The sequence below is a fragment of the Alcanivorax sp. P2S70 genome, assembly GCF_000475295.1.
GTDB classification, from domain to species: domain Bacteria; phylum Pseudomonadota; class Gammaproteobacteria; order Pseudomonadales; family Alcanivoracaceae; genus Alcanivorax; species Alcanivorax profundi.
Genome location: NZ_AXBZ01000007.1, coordinates 188160 through 213272, shown reverse-complemented (window position 1 = coordinate 213272; position 25113 = coordinate 188160). Strand labels below are relative to the sequence as shown.

At 58.1% G+C, this 25113-nt stretch carries 25 protein-coding genes; 9 read left to right on the top strand and 16 right to left on the bottom strand.

Features of this window, described 5'->3' with window-relative positions; all coding sequences use genetic code 11:
* Positions 1-9: 9 nt before the first annotated feature.
* Positions 10-1104 carry an acyl-CoA dehydrogenase family protein gene (locus Q672_RS20815; RefSeq protein ID WP_022984355.1) on the bottom strand — a complete coding sequence of 365 codons (1095 nt, stop codon included), beginning with the start codon at positions 1102-1104 and terminating at the stop codon, positions 10-12.
* 168 nt (positions 1105-1272) lie between these two features.
* Here Q672_RS20815 and Q672_RS20810 point away from each other — a divergent pair, with 168 nt between their 5' ends.
* The 3 genes from Q672_RS20810 (at position 1273) to Q672_RS20800 (ending at position 3984) form a co-directional block, all read left to right on the top strand.
* Complete coding sequence (locus Q672_RS20810; RefSeq protein ID WP_022984354.1) at positions 1273-2364, top strand: GGDEF domain-containing protein; 1092 nt, start codon at positions 1273-1275, stop codon at positions 2362-2364.
* Between the two features lie 63 nt (positions 2365-2427).
* On the top strand, positions 2428-2970 hold the full coding sequence (locus Q672_RS20805; protein WP_022984353.1) for a YecA/YgfB family protein: 543 nt from the start codon (positions 2428-2430) through the stop codon (positions 2968-2970).
* Between the two features lie 372 nt (positions 2971-3342).
* Positions 3343-3984 carry a DUF2914 domain-containing protein gene (locus tag Q672_RS20800; RefSeq protein ID WP_160169800.1) on the top strand — a complete coding sequence of 214 codons (642 nt, stop codon included), beginning with the start codon at positions 3343-3345 and terminating at the stop codon, positions 3982-3984.
* A gap of 45 nt (positions 3985-4029) precedes the next feature.
* Here Q672_RS20800 and Q672_RS20795 read toward each other — a convergent pair whose 3' ends face one another.
* A complete protein-coding gene (locus Q672_RS20795; protein WP_022984351.1) occupies positions 4030-4602 on the bottom strand; it encodes a hypothetical protein in 573 nt (190 codons plus the stop codon).
* A gap of 199 nt (positions 4603-4801) precedes the next feature.
* Positions 4802-6370 carry a GMC oxidoreductase gene (locus Q672_RS20790; protein WP_022984350.1) on the bottom strand — a complete coding sequence of 523 codons (1569 nt, stop codon included), beginning with the start codon at positions 6368-6370 and terminating at the stop codon, positions 4802-4804.
* Between the two features lie 173 nt (positions 6371-6543).
* Here Q672_RS20790 and Q672_RS20785 point away from each other — a divergent pair, with 173 nt between their 5' ends.
* The gene (locus Q672_RS20785; RefSeq protein ID WP_022984349.1) at positions 6544-6810 is read left to right on the top strand and encodes a hypothetical protein; all 267 of its coding nucleotides are present in this window, start codon (positions 6544-6546) and stop codon (positions 6808-6810) included.
* A gap of 120 nt (positions 6811-6930) precedes the next feature.
* Positions 6931-8025 (top strand): prolipoprotein diacylglyceryl transferase family protein, encoded by a 1095-nt coding sequence (locus tag Q672_RS20780; protein ID WP_022984348.1) that lies wholly within the window; start codon positions 6931-6933, stop codon positions 8023-8025.
* Positions 8026-8042: 17 nt separating this feature from the next.
* Here Q672_RS20780 and modC read toward each other — a convergent pair whose 3' ends face one another.
* The 6 genes from modC to Q672_RS20750 form a co-directional block, all read right to left on the bottom strand.
* The gene (gene modC / locus Q672_RS20775) at positions 8043-9092 is read right to left on the bottom strand and encodes a molybdenum ABC transporter ATP-binding protein (RefSeq protein ID WP_022984347.1); all 1050 of its coding nucleotides are present in this window, start codon (positions 9090-9092) and stop codon (positions 8043-8045) included.
* Positions 9089-9787: a molybdate ABC transporter permease subunit gene (gene modB, locus Q672_RS20770; protein WP_022984346.1), complete on the bottom strand. Its 699-nt coding sequence runs from the start codon at positions 9785-9787 to the stop codon at positions 9089-9091. The genes modC and modB overlap by 4 nt, the downstream gene beginning before the upstream one ends.
* Positions 9777-10502, bottom strand: a complete 726-nt coding sequence (gene modA, locus Q672_RS20765) for a molybdate ABC transporter substrate-binding protein (protein WP_031226005.1) — start codon at positions 10500-10502, stop codon at positions 9777-9779. Before modA ends, modB begins: the two co-directional genes overlap by 11 nt.
* A gap of 76 nt (positions 10503-10578) precedes the next feature.
* Positions 10579-11568 carry an oxygen-dependent tRNA uridine(34) hydroxylase TrhO gene (trhO, locus tag Q672_RS20760; protein WP_022984344.1) on the bottom strand — a complete coding sequence of 330 codons (990 nt, stop codon included), beginning with the start codon at positions 11566-11568 and terminating at the stop codon, positions 10579-10581.
* Positions 11565-11897: a BolA family protein gene (locus Q672_RS20755; protein WP_022984343.1), complete on the bottom strand. Its 333-nt coding sequence runs from the start codon at positions 11895-11897 to the stop codon at positions 11565-11567. The genes trhO and Q672_RS20755 overlap by 4 nt, the downstream gene beginning before the upstream one ends.
* A 111-nt stretch (positions 11898-12008) precedes the next feature.
* A complete protein-coding gene (locus Q672_RS20750) occupies positions 12009-13538 on the bottom strand; it encodes a carboxylesterase/lipase family protein (RefSeq protein WP_022984342.1) in 1530 nt (509 codons plus the stop codon).
* Between the two features lie 235 nt (positions 13539-13773).
* Here Q672_RS20750 and Q672_RS20745 point away from each other — a divergent pair, with 235 nt between their 5' ends.
* A complete protein-coding gene (locus Q672_RS20745; RefSeq protein ID WP_022984341.1) occupies positions 13774-14127 on the top strand; it encodes a hypothetical protein in 354 nt (117 codons plus the stop codon).
* A 246-nt stretch (positions 14128-14373) separates the two neighbouring features.
* Positions 14374-15405, top strand: coding sequence for an AraC family transcriptional regulator (locus Q672_RS20740; RefSeq protein WP_022984340.1), 1032 nt, complete (start codon positions 14374-14376; stop codon positions 15403-15405).
* Positions 15406-15414: 9 nt separating this feature from the next.
* Here Q672_RS20740 and Q672_RS20735 read toward each other — a convergent pair whose 3' ends face one another.
* Positions 15415-16491: an NAD(P)/FAD-dependent oxidoreductase gene (locus Q672_RS20735; protein ID WP_022984339.1), complete on the bottom strand. Its 1077-nt coding sequence runs from the start codon at positions 16489-16491 to the stop codon at positions 15415-15417.
* Positions 16492-16644: 153 nt separating this feature from the next.
* Here Q672_RS20735 and Q672_RS20730 point away from each other — a divergent pair, with 153 nt between their 5' ends.
* Positions 16645-17625, top strand: a complete 981-nt coding sequence (locus Q672_RS20730; RefSeq protein ID WP_022984338.1) for a malate dehydrogenase — start codon at positions 16645-16647, stop codon at positions 17623-17625.
* A 91-nt stretch (positions 17626-17716) separates the two neighbouring features.
* Here the strand turns inward: Q672_RS20730 and Q672_RS20725 are convergent, their stop codons facing one another.
* Together Q672_RS20725 and Q672_RS20720 are read right to left on the bottom strand one after the other, a co-directional pair.
* Positions 17717-18355 carry a DUF805 domain-containing protein gene (locus tag Q672_RS20725; protein ID WP_233552395.1) on the bottom strand — a complete coding sequence of 213 codons (639 nt, stop codon included), beginning with the start codon at positions 18353-18355 and terminating at the stop codon, positions 17717-17719.
* On the bottom strand, positions 18352-18759 hold the full coding sequence (locus Q672_RS20720) for a CBS domain-containing protein (RefSeq protein ID WP_022984336.1): 408 nt from the start codon (positions 18757-18759) through the stop codon (positions 18352-18354). The genes Q672_RS20725 and Q672_RS20720 overlap by 4 nt, the downstream gene beginning before the upstream one ends.
* A gap of 279 nt (positions 18760-19038) precedes the next feature.
* Between Q672_RS20720 and Q672_RS20715 the strand changes: the two genes are divergently transcribed.
* On the top strand, positions 19039-19254 hold the full coding sequence (locus tag Q672_RS20715; protein ID WP_022984335.1) for a DUF6316 family protein: 216 nt from the start codon (positions 19039-19041) through the stop codon (positions 19252-19254).
* A gap of 45 nt (positions 19255-19299) precedes the next feature.
* On the opposite strand, the gene rraA is transcribed toward Q672_RS20715, so the two are convergent.
* From rraA to Q672_RS20695, 4 genes are all read right to left on the bottom strand, one after another.
* The gene (gene rraA / locus Q672_RS20710) at positions 19300-19782 is read right to left on the bottom strand and encodes a ribonuclease E activity regulator RraA (RefSeq protein ID WP_022984334.1); all 483 of its coding nucleotides are present in this window, start codon (positions 19780-19782) and stop codon (positions 19300-19302) included.
* 35 nt (positions 19783-19817) lie between these two features.
* Positions 19818-20510 carry an NAD(P)H-binding protein gene (locus tag Q672_RS20705; protein ID WP_035481704.1) on the bottom strand — a complete coding sequence of 231 codons (693 nt, stop codon included), beginning with the start codon at positions 20508-20510 and terminating at the stop codon, positions 19818-19820.
* Entirely contained in the window at positions 20507-22723 is a 2217-nt protein-coding gene (locus Q672_RS20700; RefSeq protein WP_022984332.1) for a response regulator, read from the bottom strand. The genes Q672_RS20705 and Q672_RS20700 overlap by 4 nt, the downstream gene beginning before the upstream one ends.
* A gap of 67 nt (positions 22724-22790) precedes the next feature.
* Entirely contained in the window at positions 22791-25085 is a 2295-nt protein-coding gene (locus Q672_RS20695; protein ID WP_022984331.1) for an efflux RND transporter permease subunit, read from the bottom strand.
* Positions 25086-25113: the final 28 nt, after the last annotated feature.

Below are 25113 nucleotides of genomic sequence, written 5' to 3'. Positions count from 1 at the left end.
TCGGTCTCCTTATACGACGAGGCTGCCGTGCAGCACGGCAATGCTGCGCAGGTTGCGGTACCACATTTCCAGCGGGTAATCACGGACGAAGCCGGCTCCGCCGAACAGCTGAATACCGTTGGTGCCGATCTGCATGGCTTTCTCCATGCATTGCAGATGGGCCAGGTAGGCCTCGCGATAGAACGACAACCCCTGCTCCGCCCGGCTGGCCGCCCGCAACATCAACAAGCGCATGCCTTCCAGTTCGATACCGATGTCCGCCACCATGAACGCCACCGACTGACGCCAGGCGATGGGCTCGCCAAATGCCTTGCGTTCTTTCACATAGGGAATGCTGTAATCCAGCACCGCCTGGCAGCACCCCACCGCCAAGGCACACTGCCCGATCCATGACAACGCCTGCAGGCGCGGCAAATCAAAGCCCGGGAGCCTGTCTGCCTCGCTGACCGCCACATCCTGCAGCTCCAGAGTGGCCAGTGCGGCACTGCGAAGTCCCATGGCCGGCTCGGCCTTGATGCTGACCCCGGGAAGATCACTGGACACCAGAAAACCGGCCGGGCCCGACTCTGTGGCAGCCACAACCACAAACAATCCGCACGCCTCCCCCATGGGGATCAGGCTCTTGGTGCCATTTAGGCGATACTCACTACCTTCACTCACTGCCTGGGTGGCCAACTCCGTAGGCTCGAAGGTTGCCCGGGGCTCGGTCAGTGCAACGGCGGCCTGGCCCGCTTCACCGCTGGCCAGCCCGGGCAACAGGCGCTCCTGCTGTTCCTCGCTACCCCCTTCGACCAGCACATTCACCACCCCCATGGTCTGCAGGGCAGCAAGGGTATGGGACATGTCGCCCTGCCCAAGGTCCTCACACGCCAACGCATTGGAAAGCGGGGAACGCGGCATACCGACCCCGCCCAGCGCTTCGGGAATGGGCATCAACGCCAGACCGAATTCCTGAATGCCTGCCACCAGGGCAGCGTCAGGACTGGCGGCATCATCGGCAGCCCTGGCCGCGGGTGACAGCGTGTCACGCGCAAAGCGGAGCATGTTCTCGCGGGTAATACGTTGCTCTTCAGTGAGTGTTAGATCGAACGGAGCTGAATCCATACCGAACCTCATAGTGATTATCGTCAGCAATCAAACGTTTGTTTGATATCCACAGTCTGCCAGCGATTGTCTACAGTGAACAATGACAAGGACTGTGACCTCGGACGATAAAAACGGTAAAGTTGTCGAAAAATAAAACAACACTCTTCACAAGGATTTTGTGGCTTCGTGTTTATCCTGATCCCCAGTAATCCGCCGGAGCGGGCCATCCGGCTGCGCCGCCAGTTTATGGCGCTCTACTCCTACCTGCTACTTTGGGTGGGCACTTTTCTTGGTGTTCAGCTGAGTGCTTTTGAGCCAGGCACCCCGCATGCGTTGATCTTTGGCTGGCTCTACGGGATCAACGTTCTTTTCTACCTCATGATCCGCAGCGGCTGCAGTGAACGGCTGAAGGACCCCAGCCTGACCTTTCTGCAGATGGCCACCGGCATCCTGGCCACCACCGCCATCCTGTATTTCTCGCGTGAACTGCGTGGCGCCATGCTCAGTATCTATTTCATGGTCATGACCTTCGGCGTCTTCGCGCTGGATCGCCGCGGCCTGATGCTGATGGCCCTTTTCACCCTCACCTGCTTCACCGGGCTCCAAGTCTTCGAATTATCCACTTCTCCGCATTCTGTGGTGTTTTCCTACCTGATCGGTCACTGGATAATTCTGGCACTGGGTTTGTGCTGGTTTATCTATGTTGGAGGTTATATTCATAACCTCCAGACCCGGGTTCGGGACCAACGAGAAAGCCTTCGAGAAGCCCACGAGCGGCTTTCAGCAATCGCCATACGTGACGAACTCACCGGTCTGTACAACCGACGACATTTCCTTGAAAGGCTAGACGAAGAGATGTCCCTTGCCGAACGCAATGGCAGCGCCTTGCACCTTGCCATTATCGACCTGGATCACTTCAAGCAGGTTAACGATCAATACGGCCATGCAGCCGGGGACGAAGTGCTGTGCCGCTTCAGCAATTTGGCCAGCCAGGGACTGCGACGCTCGGACTTGTTGGCCCGCTACGGGGGAGAGGAATTTGTTGTGCTGTTCCCTCATGCGTCCAAGCAAGCCTGCATGGCTGCGATGGAGCGCCTTCGTGACGCCTTTGCCTCCCAGGATTTCGGTTTTTCTGGTGCCATGCAAACCTCCTTTTCTGCAGGACTTGCGGCCTACCAAAAAGGGGAATCCGCCGAGTCATTCACCCATCGTGCCGATACAGCGCTTTATGAAGCCAAAGCCGCTGGTCGTAACCGAATTCATCTGACCGGGGAATAAGCTGCCGATTTGCGGTTTCCTGCTCGCGCCAGTACCGCTATCCTTGCTGACCTTGGAGGGCCCATGTCAGACATAACCAATCCCAGCCTCAAAAACACCGTTCGCAAACATTTCCAGAGTCTTGGCGAAGACGCCCCTACCTGGACAGAACTGCATGGCCTGCTGTGCGCTCTTGCCGTTGGGCCTGCCATCGACGACATCAATTACAGTGAGCTGCTGGAATTGGACGTCCCAGAGAATGTCAAAGCCGCGCTTAACGATTTGTGCCAGCGACTCGAATCACAGCTTACCAGTGGCGAACCAATCAACCTTCCATGCCTGCTCGATCCTTACCAGGAAGAAGATGGTCAGGACCTGGCTAGCTGGTGCGCTGGCTTCATGACAGGCGTTTTCGCCGACGAAGACACCTGGTATCAGGACGACGAATCCACCATGGCTGAAATGCTGCTGCCCTTTGTCTTGATTTCTGGTCTGGATGAAGATGAAGCGCTCGATGACATCTGGAATAACACACAATTGGTCCGGCAAATGGCTCTGAGCATCCCTGACCTGCTGGAAGAATTGTTCCTGGTCTTCCATGGCCCCGATAGTGACGATTCCGATTAACGGCGCCTTTTTCCTCTCCAAAGCCTTACCTGCGTGACCTGGTTCCACGCCCTGTTATCACCAAGCCTCTACCCTTACACAAACATGAACTGATATGCACTGGTGCCCCCAAGGGCGCCAGTGTCAACCAGGGGAAATGCGGTGGGTTATCTGAGGGCACCTTATCTGACAGCACTGGCCATAGGCCTGTTACCAACACCCGGGATGGCCGAAGCACCAGCCGAGAGCGATATCCTATGCCCAACCCTGACCGTGGCAGCTTTCACGTCAGCAGTCCAAAACCGCGTGCCCCTCAGCGAACTCACTGAGGCTCCTGTTAACCTCAGCGAACTGTTTTTTTATACCGCTGTAACCAACGGGGAAGGAACTGAGTTGCATCATCGCTGGAGCTATAACAACACGAGGGTGGCTGATGTAAGTCTGGAGGTAGGTTCTGATTTCTGGCGCACCTGGTCTTCCAAAAGTTTTGCCAACCTTGCTCTGGAACCCGGGGGACAATGGCAAGTTGATGTCACCACGGCATCAGGCTGTACGCTTGGTCAATGGACTCTGACATTGGTTGAGGCAGACATCTCCTCTGGCTTCATCGAAGCCCAGCCGGCAATGCAGCCGGAAGAAACCAATACCCCGGTCCCCTCCACACCAGCCCCCCCGCACAACTCACCGGTAGACCTTCAGGAAAACTATGCCGCCATCAAGGAGTTACTGGAGCTGGGAGATAGCAGTGGCGCCCGTCGAGCGATCAAACTGGCACGCGAGCGCACCCTGAATCCGGACCAGCTAGAGCAACTGGACGCACTGGAAACCGATAGTAATGCCTTTGCCCGGCTGAGCCAGTTGATCCGCCAGCGAGATATCGCTGGCGCCCGACAACTCCTCGCGCAGTTGATGATCAGTGTGCCGCAAAGCAGCCCGGTCTATTCCGCACTACAAAGTCGCCGCGAGTTGCTGGAACAGCTCGGAGCCACATCCGATAGCCACGAAGGGTTTCAATCAGTCGCAAACAATCCTTGAACGAGGGCCATGCGGCATACCCACTCAGCGACAGGGGCTCGCGGACTAGTCGTCTTTCAGGGAAAGATGGCTGATATCCGGATTAACTTCTGTTTTCTGCTCTTTTTTCTGGCCAAGGTCTTCACCAGCAGCCGCCATACTCAAGTGACTCACATCCGGTGCATCCGGTGGCGGCTGATGCTCACTGTTGTCCATGTCAGCTCCCACATCTGCCACCGTAAAAGATCCAGAGAACCCTGTCCCGCCAGTGCGGATTGTGCCTACGGTTTCCAGGTCGCCACTCTCTTGGTCGGCATCAGAAGCGGTACCACCGGATACCTTTGCCTCCGCCGGGCCGGTCCCTGCCTGCTTGACCGGTGTCGGTGATGTCGGCGCCGCCGGAGGGGCTGAAGGCTTAAGTTCGCACTCCGCCCCGGCCTGCTTCAGCACCGCCCGAAATTTCATGGCGGTGGCCTGATCCGCCTCTTTCTTCAACACCACGGACTGGCCTGAAAACAGCTTTTCAACCCGGGCGGCATCCATCTTGAATACCCGGCCAAGATTGGCTTTCACTGTGGCCGGGTCCGCACCACGAACCAGTTGGCCGGAAAACACCACGTTGAAACGGGCATCGCTCATAACCAAATCCTTCTTCTAAATTAGGGAGCCTCTGAATAACTCCAGGTCACGCCGGTCTTTCAGGCTGGTCCGCACTCGTTATTACGCTTCCTTCGAAGGTGAATAGCCGACGGATGGACATACACCTTCAAAACCGCGCCCCTCTTTACCTTGAACCCGCCTGAAAGACTGAGTTCGCGAGGAGTGATTCTGAGGCTCCCTAGTGCATCTCACTGGCAGCGTATTCCGCCAGTGCCGCAATGGTTCGAGACGGGTTCAACCCCAGAGCCCGCGGTACCATGGCGCCGTCGATCACAAACAGATTGGGATAATTGAACACCTCCCCGCGATGATTCACCACCCCGGCATCAACACTATCGGCCATATTGCAGCCGCCCAGCGGGTGCGGAGTGATCAGATCCTTGAACAGGGTCCAATTGGGGGGGGTTGACGGATCCCCACCTGTGGCAGCAGTCAGCGCGAGATGACGCTCGGACAAACCATTGACGGCCTTTTCTGCCTTGCGGTAATCCCAGTTGAGTTTCAAATGGTTTCGTTTCCAGGGCCAGTACCAGCGACGGCCAAGATAAAAGCGGCCGCCCGGATCATCCATAGCTTGCCCGAACCAGGGCATCATTTCCGAAAACGGGTCACTGCTTTGCCCGTATTTCAGCATGGCCTTACCAAGCCGGGTTCCACGGAAACGCGGGTCCTTGCCCAGTCGGTCCAGCATGCTGCCCATCACATCAGGGATGCCGCCGTCTTCGACAAAATACCGGGCCCCACCGTCACTGCCATCGAGATAATCAATGGCTGAAGAGATTGTCGGTCCCCGGGTCGGAGAAATCGACCGGCCCTTGTAGGTTGCTGCGGTGGCGAAGTCACCATTGCAAGACCATTGATGCCCCAATGCCCGGCTGAGTTTTGGCAGGGTCTTGTACTGATCCCGGTTGCGCAACAGCAATTCCGTCGATCCCACAGACCCGGCTGCCACGATGACTTTTTCTGCCCGGAACACACGCCAGCACTGCCCATCCAGATCTCGCGCGCGGACTTCATAACTGCCGCCAGTCAACGGGCGAATCGTCCGCACATGATGAAGCGGGCGAATCTCGGCTCCGGCACTCTCAGCCGCTGCCAGATAATTCAGATCCAGGGTGTTCTTGGCCTGCACCGGGCAGCCCAGATCGCAGTTACCGCAATGGGTGCAGGTCCCCTGCTGTTTGCCCTGATCATTGGTCCACTGCTTGCTGTGCCGCGCATCATAGGCATCATCAAGATCACTGGACCAGTCTGGATTAAAGGTGATCGCCTGGGGCACAACCATAAACCGTTCACCGGCCCCGGTTGCCTCAGCGGCCTCTTTCATCAAATGCGTGCGCGGCGTCCACTGGTTTTCAGGCAGGGTCTGTACGTTGAGCATCACCCCGGTAGTGTCGTAGTGCGGCTTCAGGGTCGCGTAGTCAATGGCTTCCGGCCAGCCGTGATCGAATGCTTGCGGCTTTGCCTCGATACTGACGTTGGCATAGATCAGTGAGCCACCTCCCACACCGGCGCCCATGGCTACACTCATGTCACCAAAATAACGGAAGTCGATCCAGCCATTCTGTTTTTCCGGTTCGTCTTCGTCCCAGAACCAATCGCGCTGAGTAACCGACGGATATTCCGACGCCAGCCAGCGACGGCCTCTTTCCAGTACCAGAACCTTGCTTCCCTTCTCTGCCATACGGCAAGCCATTACTGCGCCACCGAAACCACTGCCGATGACCAGCACGTCAACTTTTTCCATGTTCTCCCCAACCCAAATGGTGAAATTGGCGCCGTCCCTGCTTATTCAGTCGCTGAGTGCCAACTCCGTTTTTTTAATCATGATTTTGCACTATAAAATCTGCTGTCAATCCTGTCTATTTCAGGGGCTTTCCAGTACCCTTCGCGCTGTTTTTACCGGTGCCGGCACAGCCCATGGAACAGATTGATTTCGTCAGTATTGAAGAACAGCAACGCCCGCGTAAACGCCGTGCTGCCACTCCCTCTAGCGCTTCCGCCCAAAACCGTAAGCCCTCAGCCCGTTCCCGACAGGGTGCAGTACGCGAAGGTTACCGTCGCCTTACTGCTGATATCCCTGCCGACTTGCACAAGCGCCTCAAGATGCAGGCCCTGATGGAAGATCGCTCAGTGACCGAACTGATCGTGCAGGCTGCAGAAAGCTTTCTTCGCAACCGCGACTAAGGGGTCCCTCGATAGCCCCTTGTCCCTTGTGTCTGGGGTTTCATCCAAACGTCACCTCATTGTCACGGCCCTGCACCGCCAGGCCCTCACGCTGTGCAGAAATCGTGATGGAGACTGACGATGACAGCTGCAGACGGATTCCTGCTCGGTGTTGCCCTGTTTCTTGCCCTGGCTTTTCGTTTCCTGTTTCGGCACTTGCCGGAGGAGCGCTGGCAATTTGTGGCCTCTCTTCCCCTCAAGAAACGCCATGACGGTGCCTGGCAGGGGTTAAACCTGACCTTCTATGGACTCTTCACCGGACTGGCGGGAGGGTGTGGCGTCGCCTGTTTTATCCTGCTCACCTCCGCCGCTGGGGTGTCGCTACTGACCGCGCTGGCCCTGACTGCCGGTGTATTGGTGATCTGTCTGCCCGCGGCCAAGATCATTGCCACCATCGTTGAAAAGAACCGCCACGGCTTCACCGTGGGCGGAGCCAGCTTTGTAGGTATATTGATTGCTCCGTTGTTCCTGTGGCTGGCTGACACCCTTAGCCAACGCTGGTGGGAAACCCCATTACCTGCCCTGCCCATGCTGGCAGCCATGTCCATTGCCTATGTGGTCGGGGAAGGTATCGGCCGTCTTGCCTGTATCAGCTTTGGCTGCTGCTATGGTCAGGCACTCGGCAAAGCTCCCCGCTGGGCACAACGGATGTTTGCCACCCTCAACCATGTGTTTATCGGCAAGACCAAGAAAATTGCCTTCGCAGGTGAGATGGAAGCGGTGCCCGTTATCCCGATTCAGGCGGTCACCTGCGTGGTCTACACCAGCCTCGCCCTGATTTGCATGTCACTGTTCTTCCATGGGCTGTTTGCACTGGCGTTTGCCCTGTCGCTGGTCGGCAGCCAATTGTGGCGGGTGTACTCCGAGACCTTGCGGGCCGATTATCGCGGTGGCAGCAAACTGTTTTCGGCCTACCAATGTATGGCCATGCTGGCCGCACTCTATGGCGTGATCATCAGCATAGTGCTGCCAGCCCATGCGGATCTTGCCCCCAGTCTGGCAGCCGGGTTTGCCGGGCTGTGGACGCCGGGAGTCATACTGAGCCTGCAACTGATCACGGTGATCATGTTCTTCTTTTCCGGCACCAGCACCATTACCACTGGCGAGTTGCGCTTTGGGCTGGCCGAGGACTGGCGGCATCAGGCGGGGTGCCAGCACCCTCATGCTGCTGAGTGATCCACTAGCGTCACCGCTTACGCCAGTGCCACTGCCTTGATTTGGGCATACAGGCGCTGGCCGGGCTGGATCGCCAGCTCCCGTAATGAACGCGATGAAATTCTCGCCAGTACAATGTGTTCATCCAGTTGCAAACGCACCACATGCTGACCCGGCCCGCAGGGGGTCACCGCGACAACGGTGACCGGCAAGATATTCAGAATACTGGAACCCTCCGGCACAGAGCGGGTCAGGCTCACGTCCCGTGCTGCGATGCGCAGGCGAACCGGTTCTCCCGTTGCACGAGACTGGGCGGCAGGCAACCAGAACACATGCTGGCCGGTTTTCACCGCCTGCAAATGATCCTCCTCATCAAATCCACCCATCACCCCATTGAGCAGTGCACAGGCGTCACTTCGTGTGGCCAGAGGGCCATCCAGGCTCGCCAGTGCCTTGTGCACGGGCCCCTGATCTTGCAGCAGACCGTTGTCCATCAGCCAGACCTGGTCCGCCAGATATAACAGCTCATCGAGGCTGTGGGTGACATAGAGAACGGGGATGCGGCGGGCAATCATCGCGATTCGTTGCAGCAGGGACTCCCGATGGGGCAAATCCACCGCTGACAGGGGTTCGTCCAGCAACAGCAAGTCGGGATCCCCAACCAGCGCACGGGCCAATGCAACCCGCTGGGCCTCACCGCCAGAAAGCCCCTGAACGCGGCGATGGAGCAAACCCTCAATGCGCACTTCCCGGACAATCGCCGGTACATCGACCCCGCCGCCACGCCGCTTGCGCACATACTCCAGATTGCCTGCCACGGTCAGATGCGAAAACAGCGCGGGCTGCTGTTGCAGCATCCCCAGCGGGCGCTGCCAGACGGGCAAGGCCGCATGACGGCTCTGCCAGGAATGGCCATCAAAACGTACATGCCCCTCGCAGGGCAGCAGTCCAGCCAACATCTGCAACAACGAACTTTTGCCCGTACCAGAAGGACCAAACAGGACGGTGACCCCCCTGTCGGGCAACACGCCGCTGGCACGTAACCGAAAGTCGCCAACCCGGCCGTGAATGTCGAATTCCAGTGTCACAGCCAGTCCCCTCTGCCTCGGGCCTGGGCGCCGGCCCGGCGTTGCCAGCGAAACAACGCCCACAGCAACACCACCGAGATCACCATCAATACCGCCGCCAACCGATGGGCGCTGGCATAATCCCCCGCCTCAACGTGCTCATAAAGCGCGACGGACGCCACCCGGGTTTGCCCCGCGAGACTGCCGCCAATCATCAGCACCACCCCGAATTCCCCCAGGGTATGCGCAAAGCCCAGCATGGCAGCACTGGCATAACCGGGTCTGGCTTGAGGCAATACCAGACTGACGAAACGATCCAGTGGCCGCGCCCCGGCGACCGCCGCCATGTCCAGCTGCCGCTGATCCAGTGCCACAAAGGCGTTCTTCAGGGGTTGCAACACAAAGGGAAGCGAATACACCACAGAACCGATCACCAGACCGGGGAAACTGAACGCAAGCGAGCGCATGCCGGCCAGCTGTGCCAGCCATCCCCCTGGCCCTTGCGGCCCAAGCGCAATCAGCAAGTAAAAGCCTAATACCGACGGCGGCAACACCAGAGGCAAGGCAAAAATGGCCTCCAGTAATGCCGCACCGGGCACACGCCGGCGAGCCAGCCACCAGGCCAGCGGCGTACACAGCAACAGGAGGATCGCGGTGGTTACCAGGGCCAGCTTGATACCGACCCAGAGTGCCAACCAGTCACCATCACTGAGCATGGATCACCCGGTAGCCAGAGGCCTCAATCTGCTGCTGCGCAGCCGCAGAAAACAGAAAGTCATAGAACTGCGACGCGCCAGGCGTATCGTTCAACAGCCCGCCCTGTTGCAGAATCGGGGGATACAGTGACGTCGGAACCCGCCATTGGCTGCCGCCCTGCCCCAGAACCTGACTGAGTGCCACAAATGCCGCAGCCGCCGCTCCGCTATGGGCGAAGTGATAGCTTTGCCCGACATTCTCAGCGCGTACCAACGTCACCGATTTCGGCACCTGCAAGGCTGACAACACCGCTTGCGCCGCCTGACCGTAGGGCGCCGTTCTGGCATTGGCCAGTGCAACCGGGTGCAGGCTTCCCTGGCGCAGGGATTGCGGTGTAATCGGTACGCCGGGGCGCGGTGTCCACACTACCAGCACACCCTGGGCATAGGTGCGTACCGTTTCAGGCTTCAACCAGCCTTCGCGGGCAAGCTCCAGGGGGCGACGATCGTCGGCGGCAAGAAAGATATCGTAGGGCGCCCCCTGACGAATCTGGGCAGCAAGTTTACCGGTGGACGCCACCGTCAACTGGATATCTGCCTGGGGATAGCTGCGCTGGTACAGCGCGACCAATGTGCGCAAGGGAGACGCGAAATTGGCCGCGACCGCCACGCGAACGCTATCCGCGTTCGCCATCAGCGGGAGTAAAAACAGGGAGAGCAGCAAAAGGTAACGCATAAAACGGAACCGAAAGTTCACAACGGAAACAGTCTAGCCTGAATATTTCCCCCAGTACCATGTCGCTGACGGGCGATCAGTCGTGTCCCTCGCTGCGGTTCCCGGAGCCACCGGGAGTGTCCGCGTCTCGCGGGTTCATGCCCCGGTGCTGTTGGCCGCGACGGTGGGCAAGTTCGATCTGTTTCTGGCGTTCAGCAAAGCGGCGCTTTTGCTCCGCGGTGGATTCGTCAAAACACTTCGGGCATGACACACCCAACTGAAACTGATCGGACAGCTTGTCCGCATCACTGATGGGCCGGCGGCAGGCGTGACACTGGTCGAAATCTCCCGGGTTCAGATCATGGTCCACCGTTACCCGCTCATCAAACACGAAACAGTCACCCTCCCAGAGAGAGTCTTCCCGGGGCATCTCCTCCAAATACTTCAGGATGCCGCCCTTCAGATGATAGACCTCTTCAAAGCCCTGCTCTTTCAGGTAAGCAGTGGATTTTTCACAGCGAATCCCCCCGGTGCAGAACATGGCCACTTTCTTGTGCTTTTGCGGGTCCAGGGTGTTTTTCACGTAATCCGGAAATTCCCGGAACGTTTTGGTTTCCGGGTTGATTGCCCCTTTGAAGGTGCCGACCTCAACCTCGTAATCATTGCGCGTGTCGATCAGGAGGGTGTCCGGATCGCTGATGACCTCATTCCACTCTTCAGGGCTCAGGTAGGTCCCGACCACCCGGTTAGGGTCAATCCCTTCCACGCCCATGGTGACAATTTCTTTCTTGAGTTTCACCTTGGTGCGCAGGAAAGGATGCTCGTCATGAAACGATTCCTTATGCTCCAGATCCTCCAGGCGGGGATCCTTGCGCAGCCAGTCCAGCACCGTATTGATTCCGGTACGCGGACCGGCAATGGTGCCGTTGATACCTTCATGGGCCAGCAACAGCGTGCCACGCACATCTTGCTCCAGCATCAATGCCAGCAGTGGCTCACGCAGCTGCGGGTGATCGTCCAGACGAACAAACTTGTAGAGCGCCGCCACGACAATGCTGTCTGCTCTTTCTTCTTTATGCTGACTCACGCCTTGAACTCCGGATCATGCTTGCTGCCACCCAGGCAATCAGGGGACTGGGTCACCTCTCCCCCCCTTGCCGTCCATTCCTCAACCGTGAAGGTGTGCAGGGCCAGAGCGTGGACCGGCCCAGCCAGCTCGTCTGCAAGCACCTTGTACAGCAACTGGTGACGACGCACCGGCATCATGCCGGTAAAAGACTCGCTGACCAGAACCAGTTTGAAGTGGGTTTCCGAGTTAGGCGGCACGCTGTGTTTGTGGCTTTCATTCTCGAGCTCGAAATGTGCCACAGGCACGGCATCGAAGACCTTGCGCTCGATCAATGTTGCTACACTCATGGACATCTCCCGCTCTCAGACCAGTACTCAACGTCGCAAAATAACAGCGCCCCGCCCGGATCACCGGCGCGGGGCGCGTATTCTACGCCTTTTCCTGGAAGCGGAAAAACGTCAGTGGTCAGCCGGTGACGGAATAATATCCGCCCACAAAGCCTCTGCCTCTGCATCCAAGAGACGGGCTCGCGACTCACCGGGGCCAAACTGGATAGCAGTGCGCTCCCCCTGCCAGGCCGACCAACCCGGTGCATCGCCACGAGCAAACCGGCCCCAGGCCGCCTGGACCTGGTCCGACAGGGCGCGGGCTTCGTCACCACCGCCGGTAAAATAAAGACCCGCCGGGGTATCCGTGACCCCGAAGACAAACGGGATATCCATGACATGGCAGGCCCCCATCGGCATGCCAAAGGGCTCGCTGGGCCAGGTGAACTGGAACGCCCAGCATTGGGCATTATGGCGGGACTGAGCGTCCAGAAGCCGAACCGTGGGTACACGGAACAAGCGATCGGACTCCATCGCTGCCAGCCAGTCGAGATTGCTGCGGCGCGGGTCGGGAGTCACCGCATTCTGGTAATACTCGAAGGCTCGCTGCCCATTACCGGGCAAGCCACGCTCGAAACGCCGCAGGATTTCACTGTTATCGATCTCGCGCAGGGCATCCAGGGTGGTTGTCCCCGCTAACAGGCCCGCGTACTGGAAGAACAAATACTCCTCAAGGCACACTCCTGCCATTAGCCGCTTGTCTCGGGCCGCTCCCGCCGCGATAGCGTCGATGGGCAGGCTTGGCAGCAGGTCATCGTCCAGCACCGGCAGAAAATTCATGGCGAACTGCGGGGTTGTCGTGCGTAAGCCCCGATCCACCAGAATCTTGATGGAGGCATTCTGGGCTTTCAGCCACTGCTCCGGCTGCGCTGCGCTGAGTTTGTCTGCGGCAGAACCGCCCCCGGGCAAGGCAGCCAGAAACGCATCCGTGACCTTGCGGGCTTCGTCGCGAGACAACACGAAATCCGCAGCACCCGACTGAACGATAGCCCCGTGAAACAAGGAAGCCGCTGCCGGGCACGCCAGTAGCGTACAAACACTGAAGCCCCCGGCAGATTCGCCGAACACCGTGACCTGTTCCGGGTCTCCGCCAAAGGCCGCAATATTTTCCTGCACCCATTCCAGTGCAGCGACCTGATCACGCAATCCCAGATTGGAATCGGCCCCCAGCTCCGGCGCTACCGCCGCAAAATCGCCAAAGCCCATGGCGCCGAGCCGGTAGGCCGCATTCACCACCACCACGCCCTGACTTTTGGCCAGCGCCGCACCGTTGTAGAGCGGCTGGGAAATGGAGCCTGACAGATAGCCCCCACCATGGAACCACACCATGACCGGGAACGGCCCCTCGCCGTCAGGCTGCCAGATGTTCACATACAAGCAATCCTCGCCGGATCCCTTGACACCCATCATGGGATTATCGACTTGCAGGGACGCAGTGGGATAACGGTTGGCCACCACCGTGTTGTCACCTGCAGGTAGCGGCTGAGGAGCCTTGAAACGGCGCTCCCCGACGGGCGCCTGGGCAAAGGGAATCCCACGGTATTCAATCACCCCGGATGAAGCGAGGCCTTCATAGCGGCCCTGTCGGGTAATAGCTGGCATCTCATGGCTCCTTCTCACAGCACGGTTGGGCCGTGGTTCGGCCCAGTTGATCAGGCAAGGGAGCAGACTAGCAAAAAACCTACTCCTGAGTAGGTCATTTCTGCCTGATATCAGATGTTTTATTGTTAGACAACATTAATCCGGCAGACATAAACCTGTCTTACACTTCGCTCGCCCTTGAACAGGGGGCACCCAATCTGGAGTCAAGTACCTTTATCTAAGGAGAGATCCCCCCATGAGCAATACCGTTATTAACCAGATCAACGAGCGTTATGCACAAGTTAGTGCCGAGGCCAAAGATGCCTTCGAGAAAATCAATGTTGCCATGCGCGGTGCCATCAGCCGTGCCGAAGCCAGCAGCTCCGAGCTGTTCGACTCCCTGGTGAAAACCGGTGAAAAACGTCAGAAAGCCCAGGCTAAAACCGGCACCAAGAAAAGCGCCAAAGCGGAACCGACCCAGCTGGATCAGGTACGTACCCGTGTCGCCCAGGCACTCGGCCTGCCTACCCGTGACGAAGTGGAAGCCCTGAACAAGAAGATGGCGACCCTCACCCGCAAGGTGAACAAGCTGGCAAAGGAAGCGAAGTAAGACGCCAGCACCGTCATCAGGCAGTACGGGAGCGGCTTGCCGCTCCCGCCCTCCAGGCTTGCCGACTTGCCCTAAGCGTTCTACTGGCCCACCGGTTGATGCCCTTTCCATAACAAAGTTTTCCCGCGCCACTGCGCCAATATCACCGATTCTGCACAATATCCCGCCGTTTAATCGGCTCTGCAGTTGACTTGCACGGCAACCTCTCGTTATCTACAGGGCTCGAAAACAACCATTCGCGAGCCTATGTCGTCCGCCAGCGCTGCTTCCCTGCTTCAACATCGCACCGTCGCCCCTTTCTGGCTGGAATTTCTGCTGGACGCCGCCCTGCGTGCCGGCACCGACCTCAGTGGCGCGCTGGTCGATCTGGGTATCAGTAACGACGATCTGGAAAATCCCCATTCACGCATCAGCATGACAGTGGAAGATCAGCTGTTGCGGCTGGCCCTTGCAGGCAGCGAAGATCCGCTTTTCGGGCTTCACATGGGGGAAGGCATTCGCCCCCGGTTCATGGGTGAGCTGGGCTATGCCAGTATGTCCAGTGCCACCCTGGGCGACGCCATCGAGCTGATGATTCCCTTCATGCAGGTCACCACGGAATATGCCCAATTGCGTTTTGAATGGCGCGGCAAGGACCTCTGGCTGATTTGGGACAGTGACATGGCCACACTCCCGACTTTTCCCGCCCGTATTGATGCCAACTTCGCAGCAGCCATCACTTTTGGTCGCTGGATCCTCGGGCAGAGCTACAATCCCGAGCAGGTCCATTTTCACCACGCCGCGCAAGGACCAGAAAAAGAGTACGAGCGCATTTTCCAGTGTGAGGTAGCATTTGAGCAGCCGGAAAATGCCATCGTGTTAAGCCCCGAACTGCTCGACCTGCCACTTCGGGACGCCGACCCGGATGTCCACAAGGTCGCGCGCTCACGCATGCAGCGGGCCGTCACCCAATACCACGCCAGGGAAAATCTGCTCGATCAGGTCCGACTGGAAATCCAGAACCGGTTGCAACAAGGGGTACCCCAGCTGGAACCCATCGCGGACCAGTTGGGCGTCAAGCCCTGGACACTGCGTCGCCAGCTTCGGGCAGAGAACACCGACTTTTCCTCCCTGTTGGAAGACGAGCGTCGGCGTCTCGCTTGTGACTGGCTGCTACACAGCGAACGCTCCGTGAACCAGATCGCTCTGGACCTTGGTTACTCGGAGCAGAGTGCTTTCAATCGTGCCTTCAAGCGCTGGTTTGGGGTAACGCCTGTCCATTATCGGGACCAGGGTTAGGAAGGCTCCTTACAGGTCGGCTCCACGCCACCGGCGTTTGCATTGGCCCAGGGTGAGCCCCTTCGAAAAGCCCTCCACCAGAGTCTCACCAATCCAGTGCTGCAAAAGCGGTATGGAGACCGGTGAGAGCCGGTAAAACAACCGTGACAGGCTTTCCACCTTCTTCAACTCATCACGCCAGTCCTCCATCAATTGCGGATACCGGCCCGGCTGCTCTGACAACAGCGCCTCTGCAGCCATTTGACCGCTGAACACAGCCCCGTAGATGCCCTCTCCCATCAGCGGCTCGGTACAGCCCGCCGCATCGCCAGCAAACAATACCCGTCCCTGCATCAGGCGCACCCGGGGTAACCAGGTCCCCAGCGGGTAACCGGAGACCTTGTAAGGCGCGGTTCCCAGCCGTTGCAGGCAATAGTTATCCAGCGCCGCACGATCCGGTGCGGCGATCCCGTGCTGCCAGACATACAGCCCCACATTGACGTGATCACCTTTCGGGAACAGCCAGCCGTATCCCCCACGAATGGCATCGAAATCCAGAGTCATACCCGGGTATTCATCCAGATCGTCACGGCGGACATGCCCTTCAATGGCCATGGCACCGAGAAAGTGTCGCTCACCCAACAGCCGACGCACCACACTGTTGGCACCATCCGCGGCCACCAGCCAGCGGGCCTGATAGCAGTCTCCCTCACGGGTGGACACCGTCAGACCGTCGTGATCCTGCCTGATTGAGGCCAGCCCGCGGGTCTCGATGAAGTTGGCGCCCTGCGCTTTCGCCTGATCCAGACAATAGCGGTCCAACTCTGCACGCTCCGTCATCACGCAAAACCGGCCCGGGGCCTGCAAGGGCTTGTCGGCCGCCGGATAGCGGCTCACGTATAGTGTATCGATGGTTTCACGCACCACCGGGGTAATGGAAAAGCGCAACCGCCGCAGTGTCTTTTCTGTCAGCCCCCCGGCACAGGGCTTTCCGGCGCCAGCCTCACGGGACAGCACCAGCACCCGCCAGCCCGCAGCGGCCAGATCCCAGGCTGCGGCACAGCCCGCCTGACCGGCCCCGACCACAATCACATCCCAGTTCGTCATATTCCTCCCGGTGAGGTCGTGCGATTAGTCGCCGCCTCCTTTATAATGCGCGCCGTCCGGGACCCCTGACCCATGTCATGCACACGACATTGCTCAGAGGTTCCTACGGTTTCAGCCACTAAGTTCTCCCGAATTAAAGCTAGGAGATTGTTCATGAAAGCACCTGTTCGCGTAGCCGTCACCGGCGCCGCTGGCCAAATCAGCTACTCTCTGCTGTTCCGCATCGCCTCTGGCGACATGCTCGGCAAAGATCAGCCAGTCATTCTGCAACTGCTCGAAATCACCCCTGCTCTGGAAGCCCTGAAGGGCGTCATCATGGAGCTGGAAGACTGCGCCTTCCCGCTGGTTGCCGGTATCGAAGGCACCGACGACGCCAACGTGGCGTTCAAGGACGCTGACTACGCGCTGCTGGTTGGTGCTCGTCCGCGCGGTCCGGGCATGGAGCGTAAAGACCTGCTGGAAGCTAACGCAGCAATCTTCTCTGCTCAAGGTAAAGCCATCAACGATAACGCCAGCAAGGACATCAAGGTCCTGGTTGTCGGCAACCCGGCTAACACCAACGCCCTGATCGCCCAGCGCAACGCGCCGGACATCAACCCGCGTCAGTTTACTGCCATGACCCGTCTGGACCACAACCGTGGCATGGCGCAACTGGCCACCAAACTGGGCAAAACCGTCAACGACATCAAGAAGATGACCATCTGGGGCAACCACTCCTCTACCCAGTACCCCGACCTGCACCACTGCGAAGTGGACGGCAAGGTAGCGGTAGACCAGGTAGAACAGGACTGGTACGAAGGCACCTACATTCCGGAAGTACAGCAGCGTGGCGCCGCCATCATCAAGGCGCGTGGCGCGTCCTCTGCCGCTTCCGCCGCCAACGCCGCTGTGGACCACATGCGTTCCTGGGCGCTGGGCACTGCAGAAGGTGACTGGGTTTCCATGGGTATCTACAGCGATGGTTCCTACGGTATCCAGGAAGGCCTGATCTACTCCTACCCCTGCACCTGCAAGGATGGCGACTGGACTATCGTTCAGGGCCTGGAAGTCAACGACTTCTCCCGCAGCCGCATGCAGGCGACCGAGCAGGAACTGGCTGAAGAACGCGACGCCGTTTCTCACCTGTTGCCGTAAGGCACAGGCGCTCAACAAAAAAGGGGCTCTTCGGAGCCCCTTTTTTGTTACTGATTACTTATACCTGGCCAGCCAGCGGCTTTTCAGAAGCCTAGTAATCCGGATACTCAAACTGCGCTGACTGGGCTTGCTGCAAGTAGTCATTGTAAGCGGCAAAAGACATTGGCATGACCACCGCAAAATAGCCAATCAACAGTACCAGCAGCACGGCAAACAAGGCCTTCACTGCACCACTGTTATCCACTGGCGCAGCACCATAGTTATTGCCACCATCGCTGCCTTTTTTGAAAAGCAGAATCAACGCCAGCACAAAATTCACCAGCGGAAGCAACATCAGCAGGCTCAACCATCCGGAGGCGTTGATGTCGTTCAGGCGACGCACCATAAAGCCCCAGGCAAATACCATGACCGCGATCATGCCCACAAAGGCAACCAGACCAAGAATCATCGCCCCCGCGCCTGCCGCAGCCTCACCGCCTGACGCAAATCCAGGAATCATGATGGCTGCGGCAATCCCGAGCACACCATAAAACAAAAACGTCAAACCCGTTCCGTAAACAAAATATCGCATCCGGCCAATACGTCCGGACAAAGACAAAAATTTGGGCTGGTACGTCTCGTTACCAGTAACGGCAACATCAGCGCCAGGCGCCGCATAAGGTTGGTTCATCGTGCTCCCCCTTGGGTCAATAAAAAGATCTTCATCACGAAGATCCATGGTCAAAATCAATGTGCGTTGCGGGCAAAATCATCCATGGCGCGCAACAGGTCATGCCGGCTGATCTGGCCAACCAGCTTGCCATCTTCTACCACCGGCAAACGACGACGATGGTCTGCCAGAAAAATTTCAGCGGCATCAAGAATAGAGGTCTTTCCGGTCACGGTTTGCAGGTCGACGGTCATGTAGTCACTGACCAGGCCAATCTCCGTGCCGTGATAGGTCGCCTCCAAGGCCCCCTTAAGGCAATCGGATTCCGAAAACATGCCCACCAGGGCACCTTTGTCGTCAACGACCGGAGCGCCCGAAATACGGTTTTCGAGCAGAATGGCGATGGCTTCGTGAACGGTTTGTTTCGGAGAAACCGTGATCACTCGACGGCTCATGTAATCCGCCACTTGAATCGACTTCAGCATAGGCATTCCTTGTCAATGTCGGGCCGTGACCGACTTTTTCCCTCAGGCTTTTATAGCAGATTGAGGACATAAAAACAGGACACAAATACCTGATCGTGATCCGGGACAGGCCGAAACCCTCACGGCCAGCTCAGTCGGTGACAGCAGAGCGCCTCCCATCCTTTAATCTTAGAGAAATACGAGAGCGAGTAGCCTTTGGGATAGTTTGGATAGGCGGCGTAGAGACGCATTTTGGTCTGGTGCTAATTTGGATGAAAACCCAAGAATAAGGAGAACGTCATGGACTGTCGAAAAGACGATGCGACCAGTAAAACCTGGTTTCGCAGCGACCGCTTCTTCAATCAGGGACCAAACTGGTACTTCACAACTCGCGAAAACACGGTGGAAGGTCCATTTGACACCCGGGATCACGCCGAGGCAGGCCTAATGCTGTACCTGCGTGACATGCAATCACTGGAGAACTTTGGGCTTCGCCCTGCCAGGATACCGGGGTGAAAACACCGCCGGACGAAGCACACATCTCCCCCCGGCGGGGGCGGATTACAATAGCGCTTTTGGTGCCGTGATAATCCCGTTATTGTCAGCGTAAACGTATTCTCCGGGGCGGAAGGTGACACCGCCAAAGTGGATGTCGATATTCAGCTGACCTTCATCACGGCGAACCGATTTGATTGGCACACAACCGAGGGTTACCACCCCGAGATCCAGCGTTCCCAGCGCATCCACATCACGGCAGGCGCCATAGATAATCACACCTTCCCAGCCATTCTTGACCGCGTTCTCGGCAATCATGTCGCCAATCAGCGCATTGCGAAGGCTGCCACCGCCATCGACGACCAGCACTTTACCTTTGCCATCCGTACCAAGATGCGCTTTGACCTGACTGTTATCCTCAAAACATTTCACGGTGACAATCTCACCGCCAAATGCACTACGCCCGCCAAAACTGAACCAGTTAAAACCGGTTACCACTGACACGATGTCGGCGTTGTCATCACACAGATCACAGGTCACAAAACTCATGCTGACTCCTTAAAACAGATTTGATCGCGCGCCAATTACTGGCTCGCCTCCCGTTGCTGGCGGAACTTTCCGGCATAGACCAGAAAATCCCGATAGCGCAATGTGTAGAGCCCCGTGTCGGGCCCGTCGATAGCCATGCCGACCATCGCGTCGGCGACCTTGCTGCCATCCACCGGCAGCCAGTGGGCATCGGTCCAGCGGGTCAGGGGCTCAACAACCCGGTTTAGCAGGTTACCCCAGTCTTCTGCCGGGCGTTTATCCTTCCGCTCGCCACGCAGCAGCGAGGGCTGGAAGATCGCCAGCAAGGGCAGTCCCAGCTCTTTCAGGCCACGCTCCACCTGCCCTTTTACCCGTGAGTAGAAAAACGGGGACCGCGCATTGGCGTTAATCGCCGACACCACCAGAAAACGCTGTACCCCTGCCCGCAAGGCCAGCTTGCCGGCAAGCAGTACCAAGTCATGGTCCACATGGCGGAAAGCTTGCCGGGAGCCGGCCTTCTTCATGGTTGTGCCCAGACAGCAGAAAACGTCGTCGACCTGGAACTGCTCGGCGCAGGCTTCCATGTCATCGAGATCGACAACGCGGCAGTCAAGCTTGGGATGTTCAAGATCGAGCTCGCGCCGTGATAACACTCTCACCAGATCATATTCATTACTGGCCAACAGGCTTTCCAGGCAGGCATTGCCCACCAGTCCTGTTGCTCCCAGTAGAAGGGCCTTTCTTGTCATTCTTCGTCCCCATCCCGCAGTGGCTCTTCAGGGAGCCAGCGTCGCAATACCGTTTCCAGCGCATCCAGGTGCACGGGTTTGGCCAAAAAGTCATCCATGCCTGCCGCAAGGCAGCGGGCCTGTACCCCTTCTGCCGTGTTGGCAGTGATCGCCACTACCGGCGTGCGATCACGGGCTTCGCGCTCTTCAAGCTCGCGCAACAGCCGCGTCACTTCAAAACCATCCATCTCCGGCATCATGCAATCCATGAGCACCAGATCAAAAGGTTCCTGTTCCATTAACGCCAGTCCGGTTTCCCCGTTGCTGACGGTTTTCACCTGGTAACCGAGTTTGCTCAGCATGCCCCGGGTCACCAACTGATTCACTTCGTTATCTTCTACCAGCAGCAAACGGAAACGCTTGCGACGCTGACGCTCTTCCGGTGTTTCGGTTCGGGCATCCTGCACGGGCTGATGACGCTGCAGCCCCACCAGCCGGGACAGAGCCAGGCGCAGGCTGCTGCGATGCAACGGACGCACCAGCACGACCAGATCATGCTTGTCGACAAGCTTCTGTATGGCCGGCAACCCACGCTCTTCGATGGTGGCAAGCAACACCAGTTTTACCGGCCGCAGGCTGGGGTCTTCCAGCACGTTGCGACACAGATTCAAGGCCAATTCCGGCCGTGAGCAGGTGTCGACAAACAACAAGTCAAAATCACTCTGCTCCCGGTGGCCTGCTCGCAACGCCTGCAGCGCATGATCGTACCCCATGGCAGAAGAGCACTGACAATCCAGGGCCTCAAGCTCTTCCTGCATACACGCAACCGTGCCCGTGGCGGCACCCACAATCACGCCCTGGGCGCCATTGAGCGCCCGAATCAGGCTTTGCGACTCACGCATATCCGGCTGTACCTGCACGGGAACGGTAAACCAGAAGGTGGAGCCTTCCTCAAGCACACTTTCGGCACCAATAGCGCCCCCCATGGCATCAATCAGCCCCTTGCAGACCAGCAGGCCGAATCCGGTATGGCTTGAGCTATACAGGTCCTGACCATCTTCGATGAAGTGGTCCTGAAAAAGGTGGCGAAGCGTGTCCTGGCTCATGCCGGTGCCCTGATCGCTCACTCGCACCCGCAACACACCGGCACTTTCCCCTTCCACAGTGAAATCCACATCCAGGCGAATCTCACCCTTGTCACTGAATTTGATGGCATTACTGAAGAGGTTGTTAAGCACCTGCATCAATCGCTCGCGATCACCACGGATGCGTTTGGGCAACATACGATCAATCACACAGGTCAGCTCCAGTCCGGTGGACTGTGCCATGGGGCCAAACGCTTCGAGGGCCTGCTCGATAGCCGCGCGGAAATCGAAGAATTCCGGGTTGAGGGTGACCCTGCGGGTCAGGATTCGCGAGTAATCCAGGACGTCATCAATCAGCGAAAGCAGCAGCTTGCCACTGCGCCCTGCCACTTGAAGATAGTCTTTTTGTTCATCGTTAAGGCGGGTATCTTCCAGCAACGACATCATCCCCATCAGGGAATTCATCGGCGTGCGCAGCTCGTGGGCAAGTCGATAGACGAGACTGAGCTGAATGTCGGTGTTCGAGCGCTGTGGTAACTGCCCCTCCGCTGAGGGGCGCCCCCCGCGACGCTCACGGGTCATGGCATGCCAGAAGGTCTCATACTGGCCACGGTACAAACGGAAGAGATAGAACGCATAGCTGCCGATCAGCACCGCCAGCACCCAGTCGTGCAGGCTACCCGAGACGAACAGGGTGAGCAGCGTCGGCACGAACATGAGCACGATATAGGCTTGCCGGACACGCAGGCCCGCCATCCACGAGCTGCCCAGTGCCGTGGTTACCCCTACGTTGTACAACAGCACCGCAAAGAAATTGAAGCCGGTACCAATCCGCCACGCCAACCAGGCAGGAATGATCCCCCATAGCAGCGCGTGCAACGCCAGGCCAATGCCAAACAGCTTGCGCCAGCGGGCAGGACCTGCCCCGTAGAGGGCATCAAACCGGGCCAGCAGCCAGAGTCGATAGGCCGTGACCACCAGTACCGCACCGCCCGCGATCAGCGCTTCCAGCTCAAAACTCTGGTATACCTGCCCCCAGGCAAAGACCAGGGCAAAAACCAGAAGGGCCGCCAGCACTCCCATCAGGGAATTTCTGGCGGCCCCGTAATCGACCCGTTTGAGTACTTTTCTGTCTTTCTTGTACGTCACCGTGAGTGTTCCGTAGACGCCGTCATAAGCCGTGTGGCGCTACGTTAGCACTGCTGCTGCGGGCTGGCTAGCCCGCAGCCTTGCGGCGCTTGTCGAAAGCGACCAGCAAAGGTACAAAAAAGAAAAAGTCCACAATCAATGCCATGGCGATCGTGATCGCCGACAGCAGCCCCATGCTGGCATTGGGATAGAAGTGGCTGGTACCGATCACTGCAAAGTTCGCCACCAGCACCACGGAGGTCGCGACCAGTGCCACCCCGACCGTGCGGAAGGCATATTCCACTGCCTTGCCAGTGTCGAGACCCAGTTCGCGCTTGGCTCTGACGTACTTGCTGAGGAAATGGACCGTATCGTCCACCACGATCCCCAGCGTCATGCAGGCCACCACAGACACCGCCAGACCAATCTCACCATTGATCAGGCCCCACAAACCAAACGCCATCCCCGCTGGCAACAGATTGGGAATCAACGACAGAAGACCATAGCGGAATGAACGCAAGGCGATGATCAGCAACACCGAGACACTGATCAGCGCGATAAGGGCACCGGACAACATGCTCTGAATATTCCGCATGGTGACATGCCCGAACAGCACATCCATGCCCGTCCCCTTGGTCTGCATGTAATCCGGCCAGTTCGCCGCCATCCAGTCTTCCACTTTCTGGTTGAATTCCAGTACCGGATGGGAGCCGATGTTTTCCAGCATGACCACAAGGCGGGCCTGGGATTTGCCGATATCCAGCTGATCTTCGAGGCCCAGCCCCTGCGGTAACGACAGCTCGTACAGCAGAGTGTACTGCGAGATCAGCTCACGGGAGTCCGGAATCCGGTAATAGGCGGGGTCTCCTCCGTGCATATCCCGGTTAAGGCGTTTGATCACATTGGTATAGGACGTGGCATAGACCACATGCTCCTGCTCTTCCAGCCAGTTGACCAGCGCGTCCAGCTGCTGAAGAAATTCAGGCTCCATGGCCCCACCGGCGTCGGCCGCCGGAATCGCGTAGTCGATACGGTGCATGCCGGTCAGTTCACGCATGGCAAAGTCGTTGACCCGCCTTACCTCGAACGTTTCATCGAAGTATTCATTGAAGACGTCATTGATCCGGTTCAGACCGATACAGCCCATCAGCACAACCACCACCACAGACATCCCCAATAGCCAGGGCCGGTAGCGACGGCTCAAATGCTGCGCCAGGCTCCCCATCAGCGGCGCAAAATCCCGTTGCTTGCCCGGCTCGATTTTGTGGGGAAGCAACATCACCAGCGCAGGCAGCAAGACCACCGAGAACAGGAAGGCCAGCAACACCCCGATCAGGACCACATTGCCCAGCGCACGGAATGGCTGTGACTCGGAAAAGTTCAGAATGGCAAAGCCGATGGCCGTGGTCAGGCTGGTCAGCCAGACCGGCTGCATATTGATGCGCAGGCTCTCGACAATACTGGGGGCCTTGGCTTTGCCCTCCAGTCGTTCATGACGGTAACTCGCCAGAATGTGCACGGAATCCGCCACCGCCAACGTCAGAATCATGGCCGGTGCCATGCCCACAATGGGGGAAAATTCGATACCCAACCACATGGCCACACCCATGGCCGACAGGATCGAAAAGCTGATGACGAACACCGTCACCACCACAAACATGACACTGCGAAGAATCAACCACAGGCACACCAGCATGATCACAAACGCCAGCGGCAAGGTGGATCCCATGGACTGCTCGGTGGCCTCGGCAGACGCCTGATTGAAAATCACCGTGCCGGTGACCATGAACTCGATATCCGGATACCGCTGGCTGTATTCCTGGGCCATCTCACGAGCGGCCTGGGTAATTTCCGGCGCTTCGGTCTTGCCCTCACCCATGGTCACCGTGGCAGCAATCCCGGCGACATGGCCTTTATCAGAGACCAACCGACCTAGTAAGGACGGTTCATTGAGAGCGATATCACGAATGCGTTCCAGCTCCTCGGCGGAAAGCGTATCGGCATACTCCACCAACGGGGCCACGAAAAGATCATCGCCCTCCACTTCCGTATGCTGAAAGTTGGCCAGGGAATCGACACGGGTGGCATGGGGAAGCAGCCAGGCGTCCTCGGTCAACGCCTCAACGGCTGACAGCGCCTCCGGGGTGAACAGGTTGTCGTCTTTGGGGTGGACCACAAACAGCACCACCTCATTGGCGGTGAAGCTGTCTTCCAGTGACACAAACCGTTTGAAATCCGGGTTGTCTTCGGTGAAGAAGATCCGCGGATCATTATTGTTGGTGAATTCCTTGAGCCCGGTAGCCATCCCCATGGTCAACACCAGACATCCCAGCAACACCCACACCGGGTGTGCAACCACCCAGCGACTCCAAGCGTCTTTCATTACCTTCCCCTTTTTCTGACGGGTGAAG

Excerpts from the sequence above, each read along its gene's own strand:
- Q672_RS20815 (WP_022984355.1), bottom strand. The coding sequence starts at position 1,104 with ATGGATTCAGCTCCGTTCGATCTAACACTCACTGAAGAGCAACGTATT.
- Q672_RS20805 (WP_022984353.1), top strand. The coding sequence starts at position 2,428 with ATGTCAGACATAACCAATCCCAGCCTCAAAAACACCGTTCGCAAACAT.
- Q672_RS20795 (WP_022984351.1), bottom strand. The coding sequence starts at position 4,602 with ATGAGCGATGCCCGTTTCAACGTGGTGTTTTCCGGCCAACTGGTTCGT.
- Q672_RS20790 (WP_022984350.1), bottom strand. The coding sequence starts at position 6,370 with ATGGAAAAAGTTGACGTGCTGGTCATCGGCAGTGGTTTCGGTGGCGCA.
- Q672_RS20785 (WP_022984349.1), top strand. The coding sequence starts at position 6,544 with ATGGAACAGATTGATTTCGTCAGTATTGAAGAACAGCAACGCCCGCGT.
- Q672_RS20780 (WP_022984348.1), top strand. The coding sequence starts at position 6,931 with ATGACAGCTGCAGACGGATTCCTGCTCGGTGTTGCCCTGTTTCTTGCC.
- modB (WP_022984346.1), bottom strand. The coding sequence starts at position 9,787 with ATGCTCAGTGATGGTGACTGGTTGGCACTCTGGGTCGGTATCAAGCTG.
- modA (WP_031226005.1), bottom strand. The coding sequence starts at position 10,502 with ATGCGTTACCTTTTGCTGCTCTCCCTGTTTTTACTCCCGCTGATGGCG.
- Q672_RS20755 (WP_022984343.1), bottom strand. The coding sequence starts at position 11,897 with ATGAGTGTAGCAACATTGATCGAGCGCAAGGTCTTCGATGCCGTGCCT.
- Q672_RS20750 (WP_022984342.1), bottom strand. The coding sequence starts at position 13,538 with ATGCCAGCTATTACCCGACAGGGCCGCTATGAAGGCCTCGCTTCATCC.
- Q672_RS20745 (WP_022984341.1), top strand. The coding sequence starts at position 13,774 with ATGAGCAATACCGTTATTAACCAGATCAACGAGCGTTATGCACAAGTT.
- Q672_RS20740 (WP_022984340.1), top strand. The coding sequence starts at position 14,374 with ATGTCGTCCGCCAGCGCTGCTTCCCTGCTTCAACATCGCACCGTCGCC.
- Q672_RS20735 (WP_022984339.1), bottom strand. The coding sequence starts at position 16,491 with ATGACGAACTGGGATGTGATTGTGGTCGGGGCCGGTCAGGCGGGCTGT.
- Q672_RS20730 (WP_022984338.1), top strand. The coding sequence starts at position 16,645 with ATGAAAGCACCTGTTCGCGTAGCCGTCACCGGCGCCGCTGGCCAAATC.
- Q672_RS20720 (WP_022984336.1), bottom strand. The coding sequence starts at position 18,759 with ATGCTGAAGTCGATTCAAGTGGCGGATTACATGAGCCGTCGAGTGATC.
- Q672_RS20715 (WP_022984335.1), top strand. The coding sequence starts at position 19,039 with ATGGACTGTCGAAAAGACGATGCGACCAGTAAAACCTGGTTTCGCAGC.
- rraA (WP_022984334.1), bottom strand. The coding sequence starts at position 19,782 with ATGAGTTTTGTGACCTGTGATCTGTGTGATGACAACGCCGACATCGTG.
- Q672_RS20705 (WP_035481704.1), bottom strand. The coding sequence starts at position 20,510 with ATGACAAGAAAGGCCCTTCTACTGGGAGCAACAGGACTGGTGGGCAAT.
- Q672_RS20695 (WP_022984331.1), bottom strand. The coding sequence starts at position 25,085 with ATGAAAGACGCTTGGAGTCGCTGGGTGGTTGCACACCCGGTGTGGGTG.